Origin of the sequence: Romboutsia lituseburensis (assembly GCF_024723825.1) — a bacterium.
Classification (GTDB): domain Bacteria; phylum Bacillota; class Clostridia; order Peptostreptococcales; family Peptostreptococcaceae; genus Romboutsia_F; species Romboutsia_F lituseburensis_A.
The window spans coordinates 1,963,913-1,986,627 of record NZ_JANQBQ010000001.1 but is presented as its reverse complement, the minus strand read 5'-3'; the positions used below and the strand labels follow the sequence as shown (position 1 = coordinate 1,986,627).

The 22,715-nt window shown below is 28.2% G+C and carries 20 protein-coding genes, 1 tRNA gene and 1 riboswitch; of the genes, 19 read left to right on the top strand and 2 right to left on the bottom strand.

The window, feature by feature from the left end; genetic code table 11:
* Positions 1–28: 28 nt before the first annotated feature.
* The 17 genes from acsV to NWE74_RS09500 all read left to right on the top strand — a co-directional run bounded on the left by acsV (position 29) and on the right by NWE74_RS09500 (position 16,201).
* A complete protein-coding gene (gene acsV, locus NWE74_RS09580) occupies positions 29–1,957 on the top strand; it encodes a corrinoid activation/regeneration protein AcsV (protein ID WP_258242965.1) in 1,929 nt (642 codons plus the stop codon).
* A 3-nt stretch (positions 1,958–1,960) separates the two neighbouring features.
* Entirely contained in the window at positions 1,961–2,827 is an 867-nt protein-coding gene (locus NWE74_RS09575; RefSeq protein ID WP_258242964.1) for a radical SAM protein, read from the top strand.
* Positions 2,824–3,768 carry a radical SAM protein gene (locus tag NWE74_RS09570; protein ID WP_258242963.1) on the top strand — a complete coding sequence of 315 codons (945 nt, stop codon included), beginning with the start codon at positions 2,824–2,826 and terminating at the stop codon, positions 3,766–3,768. The genes NWE74_RS09575 and NWE74_RS09570 overlap by 4 nt, the downstream gene beginning before the upstream one ends.
* Positions 3,769–4,049: 281 nt before the next feature.
* Positions 4,050–4,235, top strand: coding sequence for a CooT family nickel-binding protein (locus tag NWE74_RS09565; protein ID WP_092726623.1), 186 nt, complete (start codon positions 4,050–4,052; stop codon positions 4,233–4,235).
* Between the two features lie 68 nt (positions 4,236–4,303).
* Positions 4,304–4,720, top strand: a complete 417-nt coding sequence (locus tag NWE74_RS09560) for a DUF3842 family protein (RefSeq protein ID WP_258242962.1) — start codon at positions 4,304–4,306, stop codon at positions 4,718–4,720.
* 15 nt (positions 4,721–4,735) lie between these two features.
* Positions 4,736–5,044 (top strand): zinc transporter, encoded by a 309-nt coding sequence (locus tag NWE74_RS09555; protein ID WP_258242961.1) that lies wholly within the window; start codon positions 4,736–4,738, stop codon positions 5,042–5,044.
* 679 nt (positions 5,045–5,723) lie between these two features.
* The gene (locus NWE74_RS09550) at positions 5,724–5,993 is read left to right on the top strand and encodes a hypothetical protein (protein WP_258242960.1); all 270 of its coding nucleotides are present in this window, start codon (positions 5,724–5,726) and stop codon (positions 5,991–5,993) included.
* A gap of 167 nt (positions 5,994–6,160) precedes the next feature.
* On the top strand, positions 6,161–7,189 hold the full coding sequence (locus tag NWE74_RS09545) for an ABC transporter substrate-binding protein (protein ID WP_258242959.1): 1,029 nt from the start codon (positions 6,161–6,163) through the stop codon (positions 7,187–7,189).
* Complete coding sequence (locus NWE74_RS09540; protein ID WP_258242958.1) at positions 7,189–8,265, top strand: FecCD family ABC transporter permease; 1,077 nt, start codon at positions 7,189–7,191, stop codon at positions 8,263–8,265. Before NWE74_RS09545 ends, NWE74_RS09540 begins: the two co-directional genes overlap by 1 nt.
* Positions 8,265–9,128, top strand: a complete 864-nt coding sequence (locus NWE74_RS09535; RefSeq protein ID WP_258242957.1) for an ABC transporter ATP-binding protein — start codon at positions 8,265–8,267, stop codon at positions 9,126–9,128. Before NWE74_RS09540 ends, NWE74_RS09535 begins: the two co-directional genes overlap by 1 nt.
* Before the next feature lie 201 nt (positions 9,129–9,329).
* Positions 9,330–10,073, top strand: coding sequence for an energy-coupling factor ABC transporter permease (locus tag NWE74_RS09530; protein ID WP_258242956.1), 744 nt, complete (start codon positions 9,330–9,332; stop codon positions 10,071–10,073).
* Positions 10,045–10,356 (top strand): energy-coupling factor ABC transporter substrate-binding protein, encoded by a 312-nt coding sequence (locus NWE74_RS09525; RefSeq protein ID WP_258242955.1) that lies wholly within the window; start codon positions 10,045–10,047, stop codon positions 10,354–10,356. The genes NWE74_RS09530 and NWE74_RS09525 overlap by 29 nt, the downstream gene beginning before the upstream one ends.
* A gap of 37 nt (positions 10,357–10,393) precedes the next feature.
* Positions 10,394–10,576, top strand: a riboswitch (cobalamin riboswitch).
* A 230-nt stretch (positions 10,577–10,806) separates the two neighbouring features.
* A complete protein-coding gene (locus tag NWE74_RS09520; protein ID WP_258242954.1) occupies positions 10,807–11,496 on the top strand; it encodes a response regulator transcription factor in 690 nt (229 codons plus the stop codon).
* Complete coding sequence (locus NWE74_RS09515; RefSeq protein WP_258242953.1) at positions 11,496–12,920, top strand: sensor histidine kinase; 1,425 nt, start codon at positions 11,496–11,498, stop codon at positions 12,918–12,920. Before NWE74_RS09520 ends, NWE74_RS09515 begins: the two co-directional genes overlap by 1 nt.
* Before the next feature lie 391 nt (positions 12,921–13,311).
* Positions 13,312–14,322 (top strand): ABC transporter substrate-binding protein, encoded by a 1,011-nt coding sequence (locus NWE74_RS09510; protein ID WP_258242952.1) that lies wholly within the window; start codon positions 13,312–13,314, stop codon positions 14,320–14,322.
* Positions 14,323–14,478: 156 nt separating this feature from the next.
* Positions 14,479–14,571, top strand: a tRNA-Ser gene (locus NWE74_RS09505).
* Positions 14,572–14,632: 61 nt separating this feature from the next.
* Positions 14,633–16,201 (top strand): chloride channel protein, encoded by a 1,569-nt coding sequence (locus NWE74_RS09500; protein ID WP_420330183.1) that lies wholly within the window; start codon positions 14,633–14,635, stop codon positions 16,199–16,201.
* A gap of 73 nt (positions 16,202–16,274) precedes the next feature.
* On the opposite strand, the gene NWE74_RS09495 is transcribed toward NWE74_RS09500, so the two are convergent.
* Positions 16,275–16,952: a DUF975 family protein gene (locus NWE74_RS09495; protein ID WP_258242950.1), complete on the bottom strand. Its 678-nt coding sequence runs from the start codon at positions 16,950–16,952 to the stop codon at positions 16,275–16,277.
* Positions 16,953–17,409: 457 nt separating this feature from the next.
* Here NWE74_RS09495 and NWE74_RS09490 point away from each other — a divergent pair, with 457 nt between their 5' ends.
* Complete coding sequence (locus NWE74_RS09490) at positions 17,410–19,452, top strand: ATP-dependent helicase (RefSeq protein ID WP_258242949.1); 2,043 nt, start codon at positions 17,410–17,412, stop codon at positions 19,450–19,452.
* A gap of 108 nt (positions 19,453–19,560) precedes the next feature.
* Here the strand turns inward: NWE74_RS09490 and NWE74_RS09485 are convergent, their stop codons facing one another.
* On the bottom strand, positions 19,561–20,556 hold the full coding sequence (locus NWE74_RS09485) for an asparaginase (RefSeq protein ID WP_258242948.1): 996 nt from the start codon (positions 20,554–20,556) through the stop codon (positions 19,561–19,563).
* Between the two features lie 978 nt (positions 20,557–21,534).
* On the opposite strand from NWE74_RS09485, the gene NWE74_RS09480 reads away from it, so the two are divergent.
* The gene (locus NWE74_RS09480) at positions 21,535–22,686 is read left to right on the top strand and encodes a cysteine desulfurase family protein (RefSeq protein ID WP_258242947.1); all 1,152 of its coding nucleotides are present in this window, start codon (positions 21,535–21,537) and stop codon (positions 22,684–22,686) included.
* Positions 22,687–22,715 lie beyond the last annotated feature (29 nt).

Sequence of the window (22,715 nt, the reverse complement as noted above, 5' to 3'; positions counted from 1 at the left end):
TAGAAATAGATATTGGGGGGAAGAGATTATGATAAAGATTAATTTTACATCACACAATAAAGAAGTCTATTGCAACAAAGGGGATAATTTATTAGAAGTTGCAAGAAATTCAAATATTTTTATAGATGCTCCATGTAATGGAAATGTATCTTGCGGTAAGTGTAAAGTTAAGTTATTAAAAGGTAATGTCGATACTGAGAAAACGTTACACATAAAAGATGAGGAATGGAAACAAGGATATATATTAGCTTGTAATACGAAGGTAATAGAAGATATAGAAATAGAAGTACCTTCAAAACTATCATCATCAATGCATGGCATGAAAATAGAAGGTAGTGATAAAAAGAGGGACAAGGAAATTTTTGATAGAGCCAAGAATATAATAGAAACTCATAATCTAGATTTTAAAACAAATATAGTTAAAACTTATATAGAATTAGATGAACCAACTTTAGATGATAATATAAGCGATGCTGATAGATTAGAAAGACATGTAAGAAATAATCTTGGATATGATGAGATAGATTTTAAATTAGATATACTTAAAAAGATGCCTGTTGTATTTAGGCAAAATAATTTTAAAGCAACTATAACATATGTTAAAAAGAAAAATAAAATAACAATATTAAATATAGAATCAGGTAACACAGAAGATAGACTTTACGGTGTTGCTATAGATATCGGAACAACTTCAGTAGTAGTTTGTTTAGTTGATTTATATACTAAAGAAGTAATAGACAAAGCATCATCAGGAAATGCACAAATAAAATACGGTGCAGATGTAATACATAGAATAATATATTCATCAAAGAAAAATGGATTGGATCATTTAAATAAGGCTGTAATAGAAGAAACTATAAATCCATTACTAGAATCAATATATATAAAAAATAAAATAGATAAAGATAATGTAGTAAGTCTAGTTGTAGCAGGTAATACAACTATGTCTAGTTTATTCTTAGGTGTATATGTTGATTACCTAAGACAAGAACCTTTTATACCACCATTTTTAAAATCACCAAAGTTAATGGCTGATGATATAGGATTAAATGTTAATAAAAGTGCATATTTATATTTAGCACCATCTGTTGCTAGTTATGTGGGTGGAGATATAACAGCAGGTGTTTTATCAGCTGGAATATGGGCTAGTGATGAAAATATATTATTTATAGATTTAGGAACAAATGGAGAGATAGTTTTTGGAAATAAAGATTTTATGATGAGTTGTGCATGTTCAGCAGGACCTGCTTTTGAAGGTGGAGGAATAAGCTGTGGTATGAGGGCTTCTAATGGAGCTGTCGAAAAGGTTAGTATAGATAAAGAAACTTTAAAACAACATCTTACAACTATAGGAGATTGTGACCCTATAGGAATATGTGGATCTGGAATAATAGATTTAATATGTCAGTTGTTAATTACAGGAATAGTAGATAGGAGAGGTAAATTACAGAGAGATCTAGATAATGAAAGAATAAGATTTAATGAACATGAAATAGGAGAATACGTATTAGCATTTAAAGAAGAATATAACTTAGAAAATGATATAACAGTGACTGAAGTAGATATTGATAACTTCATAAAAGCTAAGGGTGCAATATACTCAGGAGCAAGTGTGCTTGTTGAAAGCTTAGGTATGGACTTCAGTATTATAGATAAAGTTTATATAGCCGGTGGAATAGGAAATAACTTAAATATAGAAAATTCAATTTTAATAGGACTTCTTCCTGACATAGAAAGAGAAAAATTTGAGTATATAGGAAACAGTTCTTTAGTAGGTTCTTACTTAGCACTTATAAGTAAAGATGCAAAGAAAAAACTTCAACAAATAGGCAATGAGATGACTTATGTTGAGTTAAGTGTTTATCCTACTTATATGGATGAATTTATATCAGCATGTTTTTTACCACACACAAATATAGAACAATTTCCAACAGTAAAATCATTATTGGGGGAATAAAATATGAATACATATTCTAAAATGAAATCAGCGATAGAAATAAAAAATAGAAATTTTGGGAATAAAATAGAGTTTTCTTACCCTAATGAGACATTAGCAATAAGCACTACAAATGATAGTTGCAATTTAAACTGTGCTCATTGTAATGGACATTACTTAAAAAATATGACTCCAATAGATAGCTATAATGAAAAAGTAAAAACTAGAAATATAAGTAGTATGCTTCTAAGTGGTGGATGTAGTTTTGAGGGTGATGTTCCTATTAACAGTCATGTAGAAACATTAAAGAAGCTAAAAAAAGAAGGTTATAAATTAAATGCTCATTTAGGTCTTATGGATGAGAAAAGTATAGAAAATGTATGTAAATATATAGATGTAGTATCATTTGACTTGGTATTTGACAAAGAAACGATAAAGGAAGTTTATAAAATAGATAAAAATAAAGAAGATTATATAGAAACTTATGAGAATATAAAAAAATATACAAATGTAGCTCCGCATATTTGTATAGGATTAAAAGGTGGCGAAATAAAAGGCGAATATGAAATTATAGATTATTTGGCTCAAAATCCTCCTGAAAAAGTTACATTTATAGTATTGATACCAACTAAAAATACAGAATATGAAAATGTAAGTCCTCCAGATTTAAATAAATTATCTGATGTACTATGCGAAGCTAGAATAAAATTGCCTAACACTCAAATAAACTTAGGATGTATGAGACCAAGAGGTGCATATAGAAAAGAACTAGATAATATAGCTTTGGAATGTGGAGTGAATAAAATAGTATTACCATCTAAAAGTGCAAAAGAAAAAGCATTAGAAATGAATATGACAATATGTGAGACTAAGGAGTGTTGTGTATTATGATTAGACTATCACTAGGAACTGCAATTGAACTAGGAATTTTAAATAAAAAAAGTGATATTCCTCCTACAACGGCTTATATTATGATAGGAGATAAATGTAATAATAATTGTGCATTTTGTTCTCAATCAACAGATAGTAATACAAGGAGAGACAAACTTTCGAGGGTCATATGGCCTGAGCACTCTAATGAAGAAATTTTAAACGCATTTAAAAACTATAAAGGATTAAATATTAAAAGAATATGTATTCAATCTATGGCAAGTAATGATGCACATGAAACTGTGAAAGAGTTTATAGAGTATATTAAAGATGATATTGATTTACCAATATCTTTATCTGCTAAGCTTGAAAGTAAAGATGATATTGAAAAGTTCTTTTCCTACGGTGTTGATAAAATAGGTATAGCGATAGATGCAGCAAATAAAGATTTATATGAATCAATAAAAGGAAATGATTATAATGAAAAAATTGAATTTGTAACAGACATGGCTATGAAATATCCTGGTAAAATAAGTACTCATATAATTGTAGGCTTAGGTGAATCTCATGAGGATATCTATAAATTGTATAATTATCTGATAGAAAATAAAGTAACAGTAAGCTTATTTGCATTTACTCCTGTAAAAGGGACTAAAATGGAAAAAATAGATCAGCCTTCTATTGAAAGTTATCGAAGAGTTCAATTAATGGTATATATGATAGATAGAGGATATTCACAAGATAATTTTAAATTTGAAAAAGGATATCTGAAAGATATAAAAATAAGTGAAAATATAAAGCAGGATATAAATAAAGGATATCCATTTGAGATAAGAGGATGTAAAGATTGCAATAGACCTTATTATAATGAAAGACCAGGAAGTACTATTTACAATTATTCAAGATCATTAAATCAAGAGGAAATTAATAAATCTATAAAAGAATTAAATTTATATATTTAATTTTAAAGATATAGCTGTCTAATCAAATTCAATATAATTCAATTGACTTTGTACAAAAAATGGTGCTATACTTAAAATATAAATAAATGTTAAAAAATGGAATCATGAAGGTTTCTTAATGTATTATGAAATACGTTTAGAAACCTTTTTTTGCTTGTATTAAAACGTTTACTAAACATGCATAAACTGATAAAATTTAATTAGAGGAAATATAAAAAAAGCAAAGAAATATAATAAGATGAAGCTTAAACTAATAAATTTAAAGTTATGGAGGGGTTATTATGTGTGAATCAGCAGCATATGTATTAAAAAATGATAAATTAGAGAGAGTTATGGATAATGTAGTAAGCGTAGATCCTTTTGAAGGAAAAGTTTATTTAACTGATTTATTAGGTGAACAAAAAATAATAGATGGTAAAATAAAAGAAATAAAATTAATGGACCATAAAATAATAATATCAGAATAATTCAAGCAAAATATGTAAAATGCGAGGTACATAAATTTCAAAAATTAGACACTAGGGGAAGAAGTAATATGATAATAGCAGTAATAGACGGAATGGGTGGAGGAATCGGAGCCCAAATAGTATCAAATTTAAGAGAGGAATTACCCACATACATAGACATATATGCATTAGGAACAAATTCAATTGCTACTAGCTCTATGATGAAATCTCACGCGAACAAAGGAGCAACAGGGGAAAATGCAATAATAACATCTGTTAAAAAGGCTAATATTGTAGTAGCTCCGGTATCTGTGGTTATGCCGAATTCCATGATGGGAGAGGTTACATGTGGTATAAGTACAGCAGTATCAGAATGTGAAGCTCTAAAGGTACTTTTACCTATAATGCCTGAGGATGTTGAAATCGTAGGATTAGAAAATAAACCATTAGCATTATTAATAAAAGATTGTATAAAAGTAATAAAAAAAGAATTTAATATAAAGTAAATGGGGGAATAAATTATGATATTCAATAATGAAAAAGTAAGATTCCATCACGCAGATGATCATGACCATGAACATGGACATGCACACGACCACGTTCATCCACACGTACATGGAGAAAGCACAGAAAATAAAGATGAAAAAACTTTAAAAATATTATTACTTCATTGGGTAAATCATAATGAAACTCATGAAGAAGGATTTAGAGAATGGGTAGACAAAGCAAGATCTATCGGAAAAAATGATACAGCCGATAATATAGAAAAGGCGATAGAGTACATGCAAAAAGCAAATGAAATGTTAATAGAAGCTAAAAAACACATGTAATTATAAAATAAAGCATAGGTTGAGTACTTATGCTTTATTTATATACTAAGGTATTATAAATTATCTGGTTTGTGGATAAGTTATAATACTAACTGCTACATTTGAGCAACGTACGAAGTCGTTGGCGATAGGAGCCAAGCGACTTTTTTATTTATACAATAAATATATGTATAATTAAGTTAAATGCTAATTACAAAAAAAGAAGGATGAGATTAAAACTCATCCTTTAAGTATGTACAATTCTTACTTTTGGGGAAAGTAGAATATAAACAAAAACGTTAACTTTGGTAATAGAAATAAAAAAAGCCAGAAGACATAGTCTTCTGACTCTTATAAGTATTTTCAAATACTAAATTTCTATTAGTTATGTACTTACAACTAAAGTATAAAATAAAGTTCAACGACAATCAAGTAAAAGTATAAAACAAAAATATATAGAATTTTACATAAAATGACTATAAAGGTCGAATTGAATATAATAAATAAAAAACATTTTAAAAACAATTTAAAATTTAAAAATAAGAAAGAAAACTATAAAAAAAGATAGAAATATAGATAAAATTAAATTTTCTGTAAAATATAGGAGGTATTTACTCATATAATATCGTAATGTATACTAAGCTAGTAATGGGGTACTGAAGTACTTTTATAAAAACTATCATACGTCGGAGGGGCTACTATGTTAAGAAATAATTTTAGATTTCATCATAATCCACATATAAATGGATGTTGTGGACACGGGGGAGAAAATTGCTGTGGAAGTCATGAACATGAAGATCATGTACATGCACATACACATGAACACGGGCATGATCACGACCATGTAAATGGACAAGGACATGACCACAATCATGAAGATGGATTCACAGGAACTCATAGTCATGGTCACGAACATACACATGAACATGGGCATGCTCACACAAATGATCATGAACATACACATGCATAAAATAATTAAATAAAATTTAATTACGATATTGAATTTAAAACCATGAAGGTTTATATTATAGGGTTTATTTAACATGCCCTAATATAGCTTCGTGGTTTTTTTATTAATATAAATCAAAAAAAATTGAAAAATTAAAATAAATACATATATTAAGGGGAGAATTTAAAATGGTAAAAAGCAAAAGTTTAAAAAGATTTTTAGTTGTACTAGCTATAGCAGGATTAACACTGAGTGCAGTAGGATGCTCATCAAATCAAAAAACTAAAGAAGAAAGTTCTAATACAAAAGTTGAGTCAAGTAATTTTAAACCAGTAGAGTATGTGTACTCAGATGGTGCTAAAGATTATAATGTAAAAGTGGATGCACCAAAACAAAAAGCAGTTACATTATCTCAATTTATGACAGAGATGTTATTAGCATTAGATTTAGGGGATAGAATGGTAGGAACAGCTCTTTTAGATAATCCAATACTACCTGAATATAAAGAAGCATATGAAAAGATACCTGAAATAAAAGTTGGAGAAGGTCACTCTATATCTAAAGAAGGATTCTTAGCTACAGGTGCAGACTTTGTTAGTGGATGGGATTCATCTATAAGTGAACAAACAACAGGATCTCCAGACGAACTTATAAAAAATGGTATAGCACCTTTTATGGCTAAGTCGTATTCTCCGGATGCAACAATTGATACTGTATATGAAGACTTCGATTTATTAGGAAAAATATTTGGAGTAGAAGATAAAGCTAAAGAAGTTGTAGATAAAATGAAAAGTGATATAAAAGCTGTAACAGATAAAGTTGGAGATATAAAACCTGAAGAGAGAGTAAAAATGATGGTTTATGATTCAGGAGAAAATGATGCAATGGTAGTTGGTAAGGGGCTTGCTAATGATTTAATAAAACATGCAGGTGGAGACAATGTATTTGCTAAAAATGCAGACAAACCATATATAAATGTTTCATGGGAAAGTATAGTTGCTGAAAATCCAGAAGTTATATTAGTAACTGATTTTATGGCAGGTGAACCAGTACAAAAGAAAATAGACTTCTTAAAATCTCATCCAGCACTTAAAGATGTGCCTGCTATAAAGAATAATAGAATATACGTTGTGGGATTAGCTGATTTATCTCCAGGGGTTAGAAATCCTAAACTTATAGAAAAAATGTACGGATATTTCTTTGGAGAAAATAAATAATGCAAGTAGCAGTACAAGAAAAAAGGAGCCTTTCTAAAAAGAAAGGTTTCTTATTTTGGGTAATAGCATTAGTAATACTACTAGCAGCAACATCAGTTGTTGCAATAGCAATAGGTAGTACGTATATAGAACCTGGAGAAGTATATAAAGTATTACTTAGTAAGTTAACAAATGGTGCAGTTTTTAGTGATGTATCAACAGTTATGAATCAAAACATAATATGGGAAATAAGATTCCCAAGAGTCTTATTAGGTGCAATATGTGGTGCAGGGCTTGCAATATGTGGGGTTCTTATGCAATGTGTAACTAAAAATCCAATTGCAGATCCATATATATTAGGGATATCATCAGGAGCATCTTGTGGGGCAGTTGCAGTTTTAGTATTAGGTGGAATATTTGGAATACACAGTTTAACAACAGGAGCATTTTTAGGATCGATATTATCAGGAGTGTTAGTGTTTGCAATAGGAACTCAGATGGGAAAAACTACATCTACAACAAGATTAGTTCTTTCTGGTATGGCAATATCAACTATATTTGCAGCTCTTACAAATTTACTAATATATTCAGCTAAAAATTCAAATCAAGCTAAAACAGCTCTTTTCTGGACAATAGGTAGCTTAGGTGGCGCTAAGTGGGATGTACTATTATTACCATTCATTATATTGTTAGTAGTTGTTGTAATAGCTATAATAATGTCTAAATCATTAGATATTTTACTTTTAGGCGATGATAGCGCAATAATACTTGGAATAAATATTAAGCTTATAAAAACTGTAATTTTAATATTAGCAACATTATTAACATCTGCATTAGTTGCAATAACGGGTGCAATTGGATTTATAGGATTAGTTGTACCTCATATATGTAGAACAATAGCAGGAAGTGATCATAAAAAGTTAACTGTACTTTCAGCATTAATAGGATCTATATTCTTAATAGCATCAGATGTTGCTGCAAGAGGTCTTTTCCCACCAATAGAAATACCAATAGGAATAATAACTTCATTAGTTGGAGGTCCATTCTTCTTATACTTAATTTCTAAGAAAAATTATTCATTTGGAGGAAAAGAGTAATGTTTAAGATACAAGTTAAAGATTTAAAATTTAATATAGATAAAAAAGAAATTTTAAAAGATATTTCATTTGATGTTCCCAAAGGTTCATTTGTTGGGGTTATAGGACCTAATGGTTCAGGAAAATCAACATTGCTTAAAAATATATATAGACTTTATAAGCCAACCAATGGAAGTATATTTTTAGATAATAAAGACTTATCAACAATGAAGGATAAAGATTGCGCAAAAGAAATAGCTGTACTAGCTCAAGAAAGTAATACACATTTTGATTTTACAGTAGAGCAAATCGTTAAAATGGGAAGATATCCATATAAATCAGTTTTTGAAGATTACTCAAAAGAAGATTTAAATATGGTAAAAGATATGCTAAAAAAAGTAGGTTTAGATAACTATACAGATAGAAGTTTCTCTCAACTATCAGGAGGAGAAAAACAAAGAACTTTAATAGCAAGAGCATTAGTCCAAAATACTGATTTTTTAGTACTTGATGAACCTACAAATCATTTAGATATAGGATATCAAATTCAGTTAATGGATTTAGTTAAAAGTCTTAATATAACAACACTATCAGCAATACATGATATGAATTTAGCATCTATGTATTGTGATTATTTAATAGTTATGAAATCAGGAAAAATAATAAATGCAGGTAAAGTAGAGGATGTTATAACTTCTAAGATGCTAAAAGAAGTATTTGGGGTAAATGCATACGTAGGTGTAAATCCTATAAACAACAAGTTACAGGTATCATTTATGCATACTCACGAACATATCAATGGAGTCGGTCATGATCATGTACATGAAGATGGTTTTACAGGTGAACATGAACATTACCATGAGCATACACAAGCAGCACTATAATAAAATATATTAACCATTTAGCAGTAACTATAATTAAAAAATTAGTTACTGCTTTTTATAATAAAAAATTTGTTTAATTTAAATTAGTTATATAAAAAAATATAAGAAATTTGTACTAATTTTGACAATTATATGACACAAAAAAGACACAATTTAGTTGTATAATTAACTTAGAAAAACTTAATAAGGGGAGATGGACTAATGAAAAATTTTAGATTAGGGATTATGGCAGCATTCATGTTTATACTACTTAATCCTGTTCAATCACACGCCATGCATATAATGGAAGGATTTTTACCTCCAAAGTGGTCTATTGCATGGAGTTTAATATTTATACCGTGTTTTTTAATAGGATTAAAAAATATCACAAAAATACTTAAAGAAAATCCTAAAAAGAAAGTATTATTAGCGCTATGTGGTGCATTTGTATTCGTATTATCAGCGCTAAAAATACCATCATTAACAGGAAGTTGCTCACATCCAACAGGGATAGGACTAGGAGCTATATTATTTGGACCAAGTGTAATGGTTGTTTTAGGAACAATAGTACTTTTATTCCAAGCTATACTTTTAGCACATGGTGGGTTAACAACTTTAGGAGCTAATGGATTCTCAATGGCAGTTGTAGGAGCCTTAGTTACATATGGACTATATAAATTACTTAAAAAGTTTAATGTAAATACTAGATTTAATGTATTTATATCTTCTGCATTAGGATGCTTAGCTACATATACAGTAACAGCAACTCAACTAGCATTAGCGTTTCCAGATGCATCTGGTGGAGTTATGGCATCTTTAGTTAAATTCTTAGGAATATTCTTCTTAACTCAAATACCTATAGCAATAGGTGAAGGTATATTAACAAGTATAATATATAACATGATCACACAAAGAGAAGAGGAAGGAGTAGACTACGATGAGTACAAATGCGAAACAGGCAAATAAAAATAAAGATAATAAAAAAGCTAATAAAAACAACTTTATAATGCTTTTAATAGCAGTTGCTCTTATAGTGACTCCTTTAGTATTAAAACCAGGAGCAGAATATGGTGGAGCTGATGGTCAAGCAGAGGATGCAATAACAGAAATATCTCCAGACTATAAGCCTTGGTTTAGTAGTTTATATGAGCCACCTAGTGGAGAAATAGAAAGTTTACTATTTGCTACTCAGGCAGCTTTAGGAGCTGGAATCATAGGATATTATTTAGGTAGTAGAAAAGCCAAGTAAATGCATGTATAATATATATTATAAAGCATTTTATTATAAAATTAAATCTATTATAGGCTCTCTAAAAAGAGATTAATAGGGAAAAAGGTTAAAATCCTTTGCAGCACCCGCTACTGTAATGTGGACGAACGTTTGTTAAACCACTGTGATAATTTCACGGGAAGGTAAACTAGTAGGATGAAGCTAAGCCAGGATATCTACCTATAATATATAAAGGATTTCTTCGGGGATGAGGAAGGTTCTTACTGACTATATGAATATTTATTATATAGGTATACTAAGCTCATCCCCGTTTGATTGAGCTTTTAATTTTGCCCTTAACCTATTTTTAATAAAATAAATGATTTAATCATAAAAAATGCTTTAGCTGTATTGCTAAAGCATTTTTTATGTTAGTATCTTTATAGCAAGAGGTTAAATGGCTACAAGGGGATAAAGGAGTGAGTAATTTTGAAAAAGACTTTAATTTTAATATGTGATGATCAAGAATCAATACATGAAACAGTTGGGGAGTATTTAAAATTAGAAGGTATGGATTATGTATCAGCATACGATGGAATCGATGGGTTAAAAAAATTTGAAGAATATAATCCTGATTTTATATTATTAGATTTAATGATGCCAAAGATGTTTGGAACTGAAGTATGTAAAGAAATTAGAAAAGTAAGTAATGTTCCAATTATTATGTTGACAGCAAAAGGTGAGACTATAGACCGAATAACTGGACTTGAAATGGGGGCAGATGATTATATAACTAAACCATTTTCGCCAAGAGAGGTAGTAATAAGAATAAAAACCGTTTTAAGACGAGTAACTAGCGCAAATTCGTATAAAAAAAGTGATTTAATAAAACATAAAAACCTTGAAATAAATTTAGAAAGTCACGAAGTATATATAAATAAGCATCCAGTTAGTATTACACCTAAAGAAATTAAGATATTTTATATGCTAGCATCAAATCCAGGAAAGACATTGACAAGAGACTTTATATTGTCAGAAGTTTGGGGATATGATTATTTTGGGGATACTAGAGTAGTAGATACTCAAATTAAAAGATTAAGAAAAAAAATAAGTTCATATGACTCTGATTGGGAAATTAAATCTATATATGGTGTGGGATATAGATTTGAGGTGTCTTAATGAATCATTCACTATTTAAAAAAATATTTAGAACGATAGGCATTGCTAGTATAGTTGCTGTTTCAGTTATGATATTATTTTGTAGTATAACTTTGAAACAATACTTTTTAAAAATTAAATTAGAAGAAATCCAGCAGAAAGTAGAAGATACAATATATCAATATGATATTGTGGCTAGTAAATTGTCTGATAGACTTCAAAATATATTAGGAAATGATGTTATTATAAAAGGATATGATAATTCTAAACAATCAATATGTAAAATATATCCTAAAAGAGAAGATGGAATTATAATTGATGATATAAAAATAAAACAAGGATTAGAACCATACATAAATACAGTTTTGGGAGGAAATTCAATAAAAGGTGTAACTAAAGTTTATGGATTAAAGGGAGACTCCATAATTGTAGGAGAGCCTATAAAGCAAGACGGCAAAATTGTTGGTGCCATATTTGTTATAAAGCTTACAAAAGATTTTGCAGATTTATTTGTAGGATTTTATATTGTATTAATGATAAGTGTAGTTTTAGTTTTAACATCTACTATTATACCTATATACTTATCAAGTAAAAAATGGTTTAAACCCTTAGATGATATGACTAAGGCTACAATGTCTATGGCAAAAGGGGATTATTCTGTAAGGATAAAAGAAAGTCAAGATGATGAGATAGGTGATTTAGCTAGAGCTTTTAATGAACTAACATTAAGGTTAGAACAAAATGATAAGGAAGCTAGATTATTAGATCAAATGAGAAAAGATTATGTAGCTAACATTTCACATGAATTAAAGACTCCAGTAACATCTATAAGAGCAGTAGCAGAAATGTTAAATGATGATGCATTTTCAGATAAATTAGATAGGAAAAAATATTATAGTATGATATTAAGAGAATCGATGAGATTAGAAGTATTAATAAAGGACATGCTAGAGTTATCTAATCTTCAAGCAGGTAATGTATCAGTAAAGAAAGATAAAGTAGATTTAAATGATATTTTAGAAGAAATATATGAAAAGTTTGAAGTGATTGCAAATGACTTAGATATAAATTTAAATGTCAAAAAAATTGAAGGTGATAAATCTGTTGTATTTACTAATTATAATAGAATAATACAAGTTTTGGTGATACTACTAGATAATGCATTTAAATTTACAGGAGAAGAAGGAACTGTGAGTTTAGAAACTATTATAGAAAAAGAGTTTCTAAATGTTGTTGTATCTGATACCGGAATTGGAATAGATGAAGAGGATAGACCTTTTGTATTTGATAGATTTTATAAAGTTGATAAATCTAGGCAATCTATGGGTACGGGAATTGGATTATCTATAGCTGCAGAAATAATAAGGCACTTAGATGAAGAAATCTATGTTGAATCAAATGTAGGAGTAGGATCTAGATTTATATTTACTATACATTATGAATAGTTTAAAATAATAAAAAATAAGTTATATTTACGTAAAATGTAAATTGAACTAAGTTTGACATGATTTTGACACAAAAAGTACACAATTGTACGATATAATATGCAAGGAAACATTAATAAGAATTGGGGGATAAATATATGTGTGCAACTTGTAAAGAGCATCAATGTACTTGTAATAATCAAGGAACATGTGACGTTTGTAAGTCTAATGCTTGTACTTGTAATGGGGCAGGTACTTGTGAAGCTTGCAATAAATAATTATATAGGAGAGTAGATCTAAAAATTTAGATATACTCTCTTTAAGATTCTATTTAAAATATTTAAATTTAATTAGCTAAAGCATAGAAATTTATTTTTATATATGATAAAAAATAAAGCATGGGGAGGAAATTATGAAATTAAAAAAGAGCATAGCATTAATGTTAGGAACTGTGTTAGTTTTAGGTCTTGTTGGTTGCGCTTCAAGGAAAGTAGATAATTCAAGTGATAAGACTTCTTCAGGAGAAAGTAAATCATCTCATTATCCCGTAACTATTCAAACGTATAATTATAAGAAAGAACCTATAGAGGTAACATTTGATAAAGCACCAGAAAATGTTGTAGCAGTATATCAAAACTCTATAGAAACAATGTTAGCATTAGGTCTAGAGGATAAAATAAAGTTAGCAGCAGGTTTAGATCATGAAGTTAAAGACGAATATAAAGAAGCTTTTAGTAAAGTGAACTATTCAGATAAGTTTACACCTGATAAAGAAACTGTAATAATGGAAAAACCTGATCTTATATTCTCTTGGTGGTCTATATTTGATGAGAAAAGATTAGGTGAAGTAAATTACTGGCAAGACAAAGGAATAAATACATATATGTCAGTAAACAGTGGTGCTACAGAAGAAAAAACAGTAGATAATGAGATAACAGATATATTAAATGTAGGGAAAATATTTGATGTTGAAGATAAAGCTAAAGCTATAACAGATGAAATAAAAAATGGTATAGATGATGTTGTAAAAAAAGTAAAAGGTCAAGAAAAACAAACAACACTAATTGTTGAATACATGGATGGAAAGATCTATACTTATGGAGCTAAAACTTTAGGTGGAGATATGGTATCTAAATTAGGTGCAGAATTATTAAATCCAGAAGGTGGAGATATAGGTGAAGAGGATTTAATAAAATTAAATCCAGATTCTATATTTGTAGTATATATGGATAGAAATGATAAAAATGTAGCTCAAGGTGAAGTTGATAAAATTTTAAATAACAAAGCACTAGCAAATCTAAAAGCTGTAAAAGATAAAAGAATAAATCCTATAGCGTTAGGAGATATGTATTGTAGTGGTGTAAGAACTATTGATGGTATAAATACATTTGCTCAAGGGCTATATCCAGAATTAAAAAAATAATATTTAATGATAAAGCAATAAGAGATGCTATCTAGTATTTTTTATTGCTTTATATAATTTAAATAAAAAAAGTAGTAAAACATAAAAAATATATATAAATTATATTGACTAATTTTAAATAATATAATATAATTAATTTGTAAGTGAACAGAGCTTGGAGAAGTACTCAAGTGGCTCAAGAGGATCCCCTGCTAAGGGATTAGGCTGGATTAAACCGGTGCGAGGGTTCGAATCCCTCCTTCTCCGCCAGTGAAAGACTATCGATTTATCGGTAGTTTTTTTTTATGGATTTTCCATAATTTGAAAGGAGATGTTCTACGTGAGAAGCAGTAGAGAAAGAGCTTACAATATATTAGAAAGAGCTCAAAATTCTAAATACAGACTAGTAAGAGATTCTCTTTTAGTTGGAATTCTAGTAGGTTTAACTATAGTACTACATAGATTTATTGCATCCAAATTAAGTCATGTATTTATCGACGTATATTCTAGAGGAAAAGAAAATCTAGTATATATACCAATAATATTTATCGTATTAATTATATTAGGCTATATAGTAGCAAAACAAATCAAGAGAGAACCAATGATAAGTGGAAGTGGTATACCTCAAGTGGAAGGTATATTAACTAGAAGATTAGAAATAAATTGGTTTAGAGTCTTAATTCATAAATTCATAGGAGGTCTTATTTGTTTAGGTGCTGGACTATCAGTTGGTAGGGAAGGACCATCGGTACAAATGGGTGCCTGTATAGGAGAAGGCGTATCAAAAAATCTAAAAAAACTAGAAAATGAAGAAAAATATTTAATAACGAGTGGAGCAAGTGCAGGTTTATCTGCCGCTTTTAATGCGCCATTATCAGGTGTAATGTTTGCTTTAGAAGAAGCTCATAAGAACTTCTCTCCATTAGTATTATTATCAGCAATGATAGCATCTTTAACTGCTGATTTTGTATCAAAACAATTCTTCGGTTTAATACCATCATTACACTTTGGAGCATTGACACCAATACCATTAAAATACTATTGGGTACTTATAATATTAGGTATAACAATAGGTATTAGTGGATTTATATTCAATAATGGAATTTTAAAAACTCAAAGTATTTTCAAAAACAGTAAGTTAAGTACAGAAATGAAAACAATAATACCTTTTATAATGACAGGTATAGTAGGTTTAACATCACCAATATTATTAGGTGGTGGTCATGAGCTTATAATGAGTTTAAAAAGTGGTGGAGTTGCTATAAATATTTTATTTGTGTTTATAGTAGTTAAATTCTTATTTACATTTATATGCTTTGGATCAGGAGTTCCTGGAGGAATATTTTTCCCTTTACTTACATTAGGAGCATTAGTTGGAAATGTGGTTGGAATTATAGCTATATCTTATTTAGGTGTACCAGATAGTTATATTATAAACTTTATAGTATTAGCAATGGCGGGGCATTTCGCTGCAACCGTAAAAGCACCTATAACTGCAATTATATTAATTTCTGAAATGACAGGTTCTTTAGAGCACTTATTATCACTTTCTATAGTAGTTGTTATTGCACAAATTACATCGGATATATTAAAGGTTCATCCTATATATGAAAGTTTATTAGAAAGACTTTTATCTAAGGGAGAAAATAAATATGAAGGAAATGGTAAGAAAACTTTATTAGAAGCGGCAGTTCATATGAATAGTGAGCTTGATGGTAAATGTATTAAGGATATTTTATGGCCTACGAATTGCTTAGTAGTTGCTATAACAAGAGGTAATACTGAGATATTACCGAAAGGCTCTACTCAGATTATAGCAGGTGATTATTTGACGGTTATGACTGACCAAAATAGTTCATCAGAAGTATTAGAAAAAGTAACTAAATTAGGAGAATGCTAGAGGGTAATTTGAAAAAATTTATGCCTAAATTAAAAAGGTTAAAATCTATAGTCAATAGATTTTAACCTTTTTATTATTCATTCTTAGTATTAAATTCATTCTTTAATTCTAAATAGTAATTTATATAAACTAGTTGTAAATAAGGTCCTGCATATAATAATCCTAAACCTAATGTTATTACTGTTAATAACATCCATGGTATGAATGTTATACATAACCATATTGTTTTTAATAAATTACCTTTCATATATAAAAAACTATATTTGATTGATTTAAATATCTTATTATCATCTAAGATTAGATAATTTACGAATGATAAATATAGACCAGCTATAAAGCAAAATGCATATATTGAAATTATAATAATTAATATAGGCATGAAACTATCTGTGATACCAACTAATCCAAATGTTGCTCCTAGAACTATTAAAAATATTAGTACAAACATTGGTATAAAGACTACAATGCTTGCTCCTATAATTCTTAAAAATTTCTTTAATGGTATCTTTATACTTTTGACTTCATTATACTTTGCTATATTTAATAGAATATTGGTAAGGAAAATGCTTAATATACCAACTAATATACTAATGGTTAAAGTAACTGCTATACCGAAATTTGATATATCGTCATCGAAATATATAGAAATACCATATAAAACTAATGTTAAAAAAGTAAATAAAACAGGTAATTTCCAATTATCTAGTAATTGTTCTTTAGATGTACTTTTTATTTCTGAAAAATTTCTCATAAATCCTCCTGATGTTGATTTAAATTTAAAAAGCTACTTAGATACTTATATCAAGCCATATAAATATCTAAGTTAGGATGATGCTTAAACCACTAAATAAATTTAATAATATCTAGTAAATAGAGGTTAAAAATAATAAATTCATTTTTTAATTAACATAATCTATAAATGTTAAATGCTTAGTAGTGATTTGCATTGTAAGGATATCATTTATAATTTTAATAAACAATAGATTTTACATGAAAGGGTAATTTTTATACCTGAATGGATTCATATTTATAAAATAGAACTGATAAAGTATGGTTTTAATTATAGTAAAAATTTGAATTATTTTAATTATAGATTATAATAGTTTTAGCTAGAAGTATATTTAGTATATATAGTTAGTATAAAGTTTATAATGAAAAATAGAAAAGTATTAAGTAACGAATGGAAATAATATTTCAAGGTGGTAATTATGATAAGTATAGATAAATTAAATGAAAATCAAAAGCGGGCAGTAGAGCATTTAAATGGACCCTGTATGGTATTAGCAGGGCCTGGGTCAGGTAAAACAAGAGTTATAACATATAGAATTGCTAATATGATAGTAAATAAAGAAATAAAGCCTACAAGTATATTAGCAATAAGTTTTACAAAAGCATCTTCACTAGAAATGAAAAATAGAGCATTAAGTTTAAGTAAAGATTATAGAATGAATAAAGTTACATATGGAACATTCCATTCTATATTTTTTAGGATTTTAAGATTTTTTGTTAAATATGATTTAGATAGCATATTAGACGAAAAATCTAAAAGATTAGCGCTAAAAGGTATTATGAAAAATTTAAATATAGAAAATGCAGATGATGATGAGACTGTGGGACAAGTAATAAATGAAATATCATTTGTGAAAAATGAGTTAATGGATAAATATGATTTTGATTCAGAAATACTTAGTAGTGATGAATTTATAAAAACCTATAATCTGTACGAAGAGTATAAAAATCAAACAAATAAAATAGATTTTGATGATATGTTAATAAAAACATATGAGTTGTTATTGAATAATAATCAAGCATTACAAAGAGTACGTAGTGCATATAAGTATATTCTTGTAGACGAATTTCAAGATATAAATAAGGTGCAATTTGAAGTACTTAAATTAATAGCAAACCCTATTAATAATATATTTGTAGTAGGAGATGAAGATCAAAGTATTTATGGATTTAGAGGTTCAAGGCCTGATTTCTTATTAGAGTTTGAAGAATACTTTGAAGGTACAAATAAAGTCGTTTTAGACATCAATTATAGATCAAAGGAAGAAATTATAGATGTTGCTAATAGACTTATAGAAAAAAATGAAAATAGATATGAAAAAATTATAAAGTACGGTCAAGGTAATGGAGCTCAAATCAATTATGTATCACCAGAGGACTCAGAAGAAGAAGCCGTATTTGTAGCTAAAGATATATTAGAAGAAATAAAAAAAGATTATGTAGAGTATTCGGATTTTGCTGTGATATACCGTACTAATATACAGTCTAGAGCACTTGTAGATGTATTTATGGATATGAGAATACCATTTGTAGTAAAAGACTCTATAATAACTATATATGACCACTGGGCAGCTCAAGATATATTAGCATATCTAAGAATAGGATTAAATCCTCAAAATAACAAAGACTGGGTAAGAATAATCAATAAACCATTTAGATATATATCTAAGGATAATGTAAATATGGTAAAGGATGAAGCCGACTTTATAAATGCACTAATAAATAAATGTAATTTACATCCTAAGCAAGTAAAAACTATAAATGATTTAGATATCGATTTAAGTTATTTAAAAACCTTAAATCCTAAAAATGCTATATCTTACATTAGGACAAGTCTAGATTATGATAGATATATATTAGATTATTGCACAAACCGAAAAATAAAAACAAATGGATTAATAGAGATTTTAAATGAATTAGAAAGTTCTGCCACTAATTTTAAAACTATAAAAGATTACCTAGAACATATAGATAGAGTTAAATCAGAATTAGTAGATAATAAGAACAATAAAAATACAGATGGTGTTATTTTTACAACAATGCATAGTGCTAAAGGACTAGAATTTAAAAATGTTTATATAATAGGCGCTAATGAGGGAACTATACCACATGAAAAATCTTATGATATAGAAGATGATGAAAAAAAGATAGGACAAATAGAGGAAGAGAGAAGACTTATGTATGTAGCAATAACTAGGGCAGAAGAAAACCTATATATAAGTTACCCTATAAATAAGTATGGAAAAAAAGTATCTAAATCAAGGTTTATTGATGACATAAAAGCACCTACTAAAAAAGAGATAGAACAAATTACAGTTGGAGACAAAATATATCATAAAAAATTTAAAGAAGGTATTATAATACAAAAGGACGGGAGTTCTATTAAAATAAGATTTGGTGATGGAGATAGGGTACTTGATTATAAAGTATGTATGGTAAAAAATATGATTTGGAAAGTATAAAGTTAAACTTAAATTCTGAATTTAAGTTGGATAGTTTTTTAATTAAATAGAATAATATTAAAAAGAAGGATGACTAAATAAGAAGTATTATTTAGCCATCCTTTTATTTTAATAATAAATTCCTTTTTCAAAGAAATCTTTTATCTCATCTAAGTTATTTGTTTTGCCTAGAGCTAACATTAATTTTATTCTAGCTTTTTGTCCTGGTAAGTCACCGCCGAATATACATCCTAGGTTTCTTAAATCTCTACCAGATCCTAAGTAGCCATAGCTATCAAATACTCTACCAGAGTGACATCTAGATACTATAACAACGGGTATATTGTTTTCTCTAGCATACTTAATTCCTTCGTACATTTGAGGAGGTATATTACCCCTACCCATAGCTTCTATAACGATTCCTTTATAACCGCTATCTGTAGCAAATCTTATAAATTCATCATCCATTCCAACACCTGATTTTAATAAAGCTACTTTTGACTCCACTGAATAAGTATCAATTATAGTTCTTGATCCAGTATTTTTAGATAATACTAATTCATTGCAATCTATTATACCCAGAGGGCCTGATCCTAATGCTTGGAATGTATTTAATGATAAAGTATTTGTTTTTGTAGCTTCTGATGCTAAAATTACTTCGTTATTTAAAACAACTAAAACACCTTTACCCATAGCATCATCAGAAATTGCAGTACAAACTGCAGCAGAAAGGTTACTTGGACCATCATATCCAAGTTCTGAGCTACTTCTCATAGCTCCAGTAACTATTACGGGTTTTATACTAGTTATAGTTAAATCTAAGAAGTAAGCTGTTTCTTCTAAACTATCTGTACCATGAGTTATTACAACTCCAGAAATATCTTCTCTTACAAGTAAATTATTTACATAGTCTTTTAACTCCATCATTCTTGCTGGAGTTATGTGAGGTCCAGGGATTTCATCGAAGTTAAGAACTTCTACTTCAGCAACTTTATCGATATTAGTAACCATTGACATTATTTGTTCACCTGATAATGTCGGTATAGCTGCACCAACTTTTTCATCTACAGTCATAGATATAGTTCCACCTGTGAAAACTATAGCTACTTTTTTCTTTTTAGCCATATGTACTGCCTCCTTTAAAACGTTTTAATATATTATAATTAGATTATATCAAAAAAAATATATATAGGTCTATTATGTGAATGTTAAAATAAAAAAATAGTGATTTATTTTAAGAAAAATTTTTGAAAATATGCATAAAAAAAAGAGCTCGGGGAAGCTCTTTTTTTTGTTAAGTTGACTTCCGTTGACAACTTAACCAATGGATATAAAGTCTATCCGTTCAAAAGGGGTATTGGGAATAGAGATTTTAATTAAGGTTATCAGGGGGATAACCATGTATTAATGATAACAAAATTCGACAGAAAAATCAATAGTTTTCAAAAAAATATCTTAAAATATTTTTTTTAGCGTATAGAATCAATATTAGTCGAATTATATATATTATTAACTTATAAATTTATACAAAAAAATAAAACCTACTTCGATATCCGATCGTGAAGTAGGTTATAAATGAATAAAAATATTCATTTAAAGGGGTATTGGGAATAGAGATTTTACTAAGGTTATCAGGGGGATAACCATAAGTAAATAATATCAAAATTCGACAGTAAAATCAATAGATTATTACAAAAAATATTGTAAAAATTTACAATTCTACAAAAAAGGATAAAATAAACGTTTTCATAAATTTTATTATTATATTCTAAGCAATGTACGAAGTCTTTGGCGACAGGAGTGAAGCGACTTTTTGTTACAAAAAAATATATATTTCCTAATATTAGGGATTAAATATTAAAAAAAAATAGAAATAGTGATATAATAAAAGGATGTGAGTTTAAAATCTAAAGTATTGAAAAATAAACGTTATGAGAAGTATTCATCTTACATTTACACTCATTTGTAACAAATATTTTATTATCATTGATAAATAAGATATAAATTTGGAAACAATAAATAAAAGTGATTTTATTAAAAAAGAATAAAATTTGATAATTAATTTATATAAATTTATATATTAAATAGAAAGCGGTGAAGTATATGGATATATATTTAGATAATAGTGCAACTACAAAGCCATATGAAGAAGTAATAGATAAAATGGTTTACGCATTAAGTACAGATTATGCTAATCCATCTTCATTACATAGAAAAGGTATTGAAGTAGAGAAGAATATAAAAGTTATAAGACAAAATATAGCTAAAACTTTAGGTGCAAAGGATAAAGAAATATACTTTACATCTGGAGGAACGGAAGCAAATAATACTATAATAAGAGGCGTTGCAAATTTACATAAAAAAAGAAAAAATCATATAATATCAACAGTTATAGAACATCCATCTGTTTTAAATACATTAAAAGACCTAGAAGAAGATGGATTTGAAGTAACATATTTACCTGTAGATACTACTGGAAAAATAGATATAGATGAGTTTAAGAAGGCTATAAAACCTTCTACATGCTTAGTAAGTATAATGCATGTAAATAATGAAGTAGGCTCAATACAACCAATTCAGGAAATAGGTAAGTATTTAAAATCTTTAAATGATAAAGTTTATCTACATGTAGATGCAGTTCAGTCGTATTCTAAGATAAATTTCAAACCATCAAGATACAATATAGATTTTATGAGTGTAAGTGGGCACAAGTTCCATGGCCCAAAAGGAATTGGATTTATGTATATAAAAGAAAATAATAGATTAAAGCCTATACTAACAGGTGGTGGTCAAGAGATAGGAGTAAGATCAGGCACAGAAAATACACCTGGGATATATGGACTAGGTGAAGCTGTAAGTATTATAAATGAAGATTTAGATGCTACTATAGAGAAGATAAATTCATTAAAAAACTTATTAAAAGATGAGATAGAAAGAAATATAGATGATATAAAAATAAATTCTCCAGAAGATGGAGTTTGTCACATATTAAATGTATCTTTTAGAGGAGTAAAAGGAGAGGTTTTACTTCATTATTTAGAACAAAAAGGTATATATGTGTCAACGGGGTCTGCATGTTCATCAAAGAAAAAAGGAAGTCATGTACTAAATGAAATGAAGTTAAATCCAGTGGAAATAGAAGGAGCTATAAGATTTAGTTTATCAGATTTAAATACTGAAGAAGATGTTAAATCTGTTATTCCAGTTTTAGTTGAATCAGTAAATGATTTAAGGATGATAATAAGAAGACGTTAAATTGATTAAAAATAATTTAAATAAAATAA

Bases quoted from the DNA above. Each gene is read 5' to 3' on its own strand.
- NWE74_RS09570 (WP_258242963.1), top strand. From the start codon at position 2,824: ATGATTAGACTATCACTAGGAACTGCAATTGAACTAGGAATTTTAAAT.
- NWE74_RS09510 (WP_258242952.1), top strand. From the start codon at position 13,312: ATGAAATTAAAAAAGAGCATAGCATTAATGTTAGGAACTGTGTTAGTT.
- NWE74_RS09500 (WP_420330183.1), top strand. From the start codon at position 14,633: ATGTTCTACGTGAGAAGCAGTAGAGAAAGAGCTTACAATATATTAGAA.
- NWE74_RS09565 (WP_092726623.1), top strand. From the start codon at position 4,050: ATGTGTGAATCAGCAGCATATGTATTAAAAAATGATAAATTAGAGAGA.
- NWE74_RS09540 (WP_258242958.1), top strand. From the start codon at position 7,189: ATGCAAGTAGCAGTACAAGAAAAAAGGAGCCTTTCTAAAAAGAAAGGT.
- NWE74_RS09495 (WP_258242950.1), bottom strand. From the start codon at position 16,952: ATGAGAAATTTTTCAGAAATAAAAAGTACATCTAAAGAACAATTACTA.
- NWE74_RS09515 (WP_258242953.1), top strand. From the start codon at position 11,496: ATGAATCATTCACTATTTAAAAAAATATTTAGAACGATAGGCATTGCT.
- NWE74_RS09480 (WP_258242947.1), top strand. From the start codon at position 21,535: ATGGATATATATTTAGATAATAGTGCAACTACAAAGCCATATGAAGAA.
- NWE74_RS09485 (WP_258242948.1), bottom strand. From the start codon at position 20,556: ATGGCTAAAAAGAAAAAAGTAGCTATAGTTTTCACAGGTGGAACTATA.
- NWE74_RS09535 (WP_258242957.1), top strand. From the start codon at position 8,265: ATGTTTAAGATACAAGTTAAAGATTTAAAATTTAATATAGATAAAAAA.
- NWE74_RS09575 (WP_258242964.1), top strand. From the start codon at position 1,961: ATGAATACATATTCTAAAATGAAATCAGCGATAGAAATAAAAAATAGA.
- NWE74_RS09545 (WP_258242959.1), top strand. From the start codon at position 6,161: ATGGTAAAAAGCAAAAGTTTAAAAAGATTTTTAGTTGTACTAGCTATA.
- NWE74_RS09560 (WP_258242962.1), top strand. From the start codon at position 4,304: ATGATAATAGCAGTAATAGACGGAATGGGTGGAGGAATCGGAGCCCAA.
- NWE74_RS09555 (WP_258242961.1), top strand. From the start codon at position 4,736: ATGATATTCAATAATGAAAAAGTAAGATTCCATCACGCAGATGATCAT.
- NWE74_RS09530 (WP_258242956.1), top strand. From the start codon at position 9,330: ATGAAAAATTTTAGATTAGGGATTATGGCAGCATTCATGTTTATACTA.
- acsV (WP_258242965.1), top strand. From the start codon at position 29: ATGATAAAGATTAATTTTACATCACACAATAAAGAAGTCTATTGCAAC.
- NWE74_RS09490 (WP_258242949.1), top strand. From the start codon at position 17,410: ATGATAAGTATAGATAAATTAAATGAAAATCAAAAGCGGGCAGTAGAG.
- NWE74_RS09550 (WP_258242960.1), top strand. From the start codon at position 5,724: ATGTTAAGAAATAATTTTAGATTTCATCATAATCCACATATAAATGGA.
- NWE74_RS09525 (WP_258242955.1), top strand. From the start codon at position 10,045: ATGAGTACAAATGCGAAACAGGCAAATAAAAATAAAGATAATAAAAAA.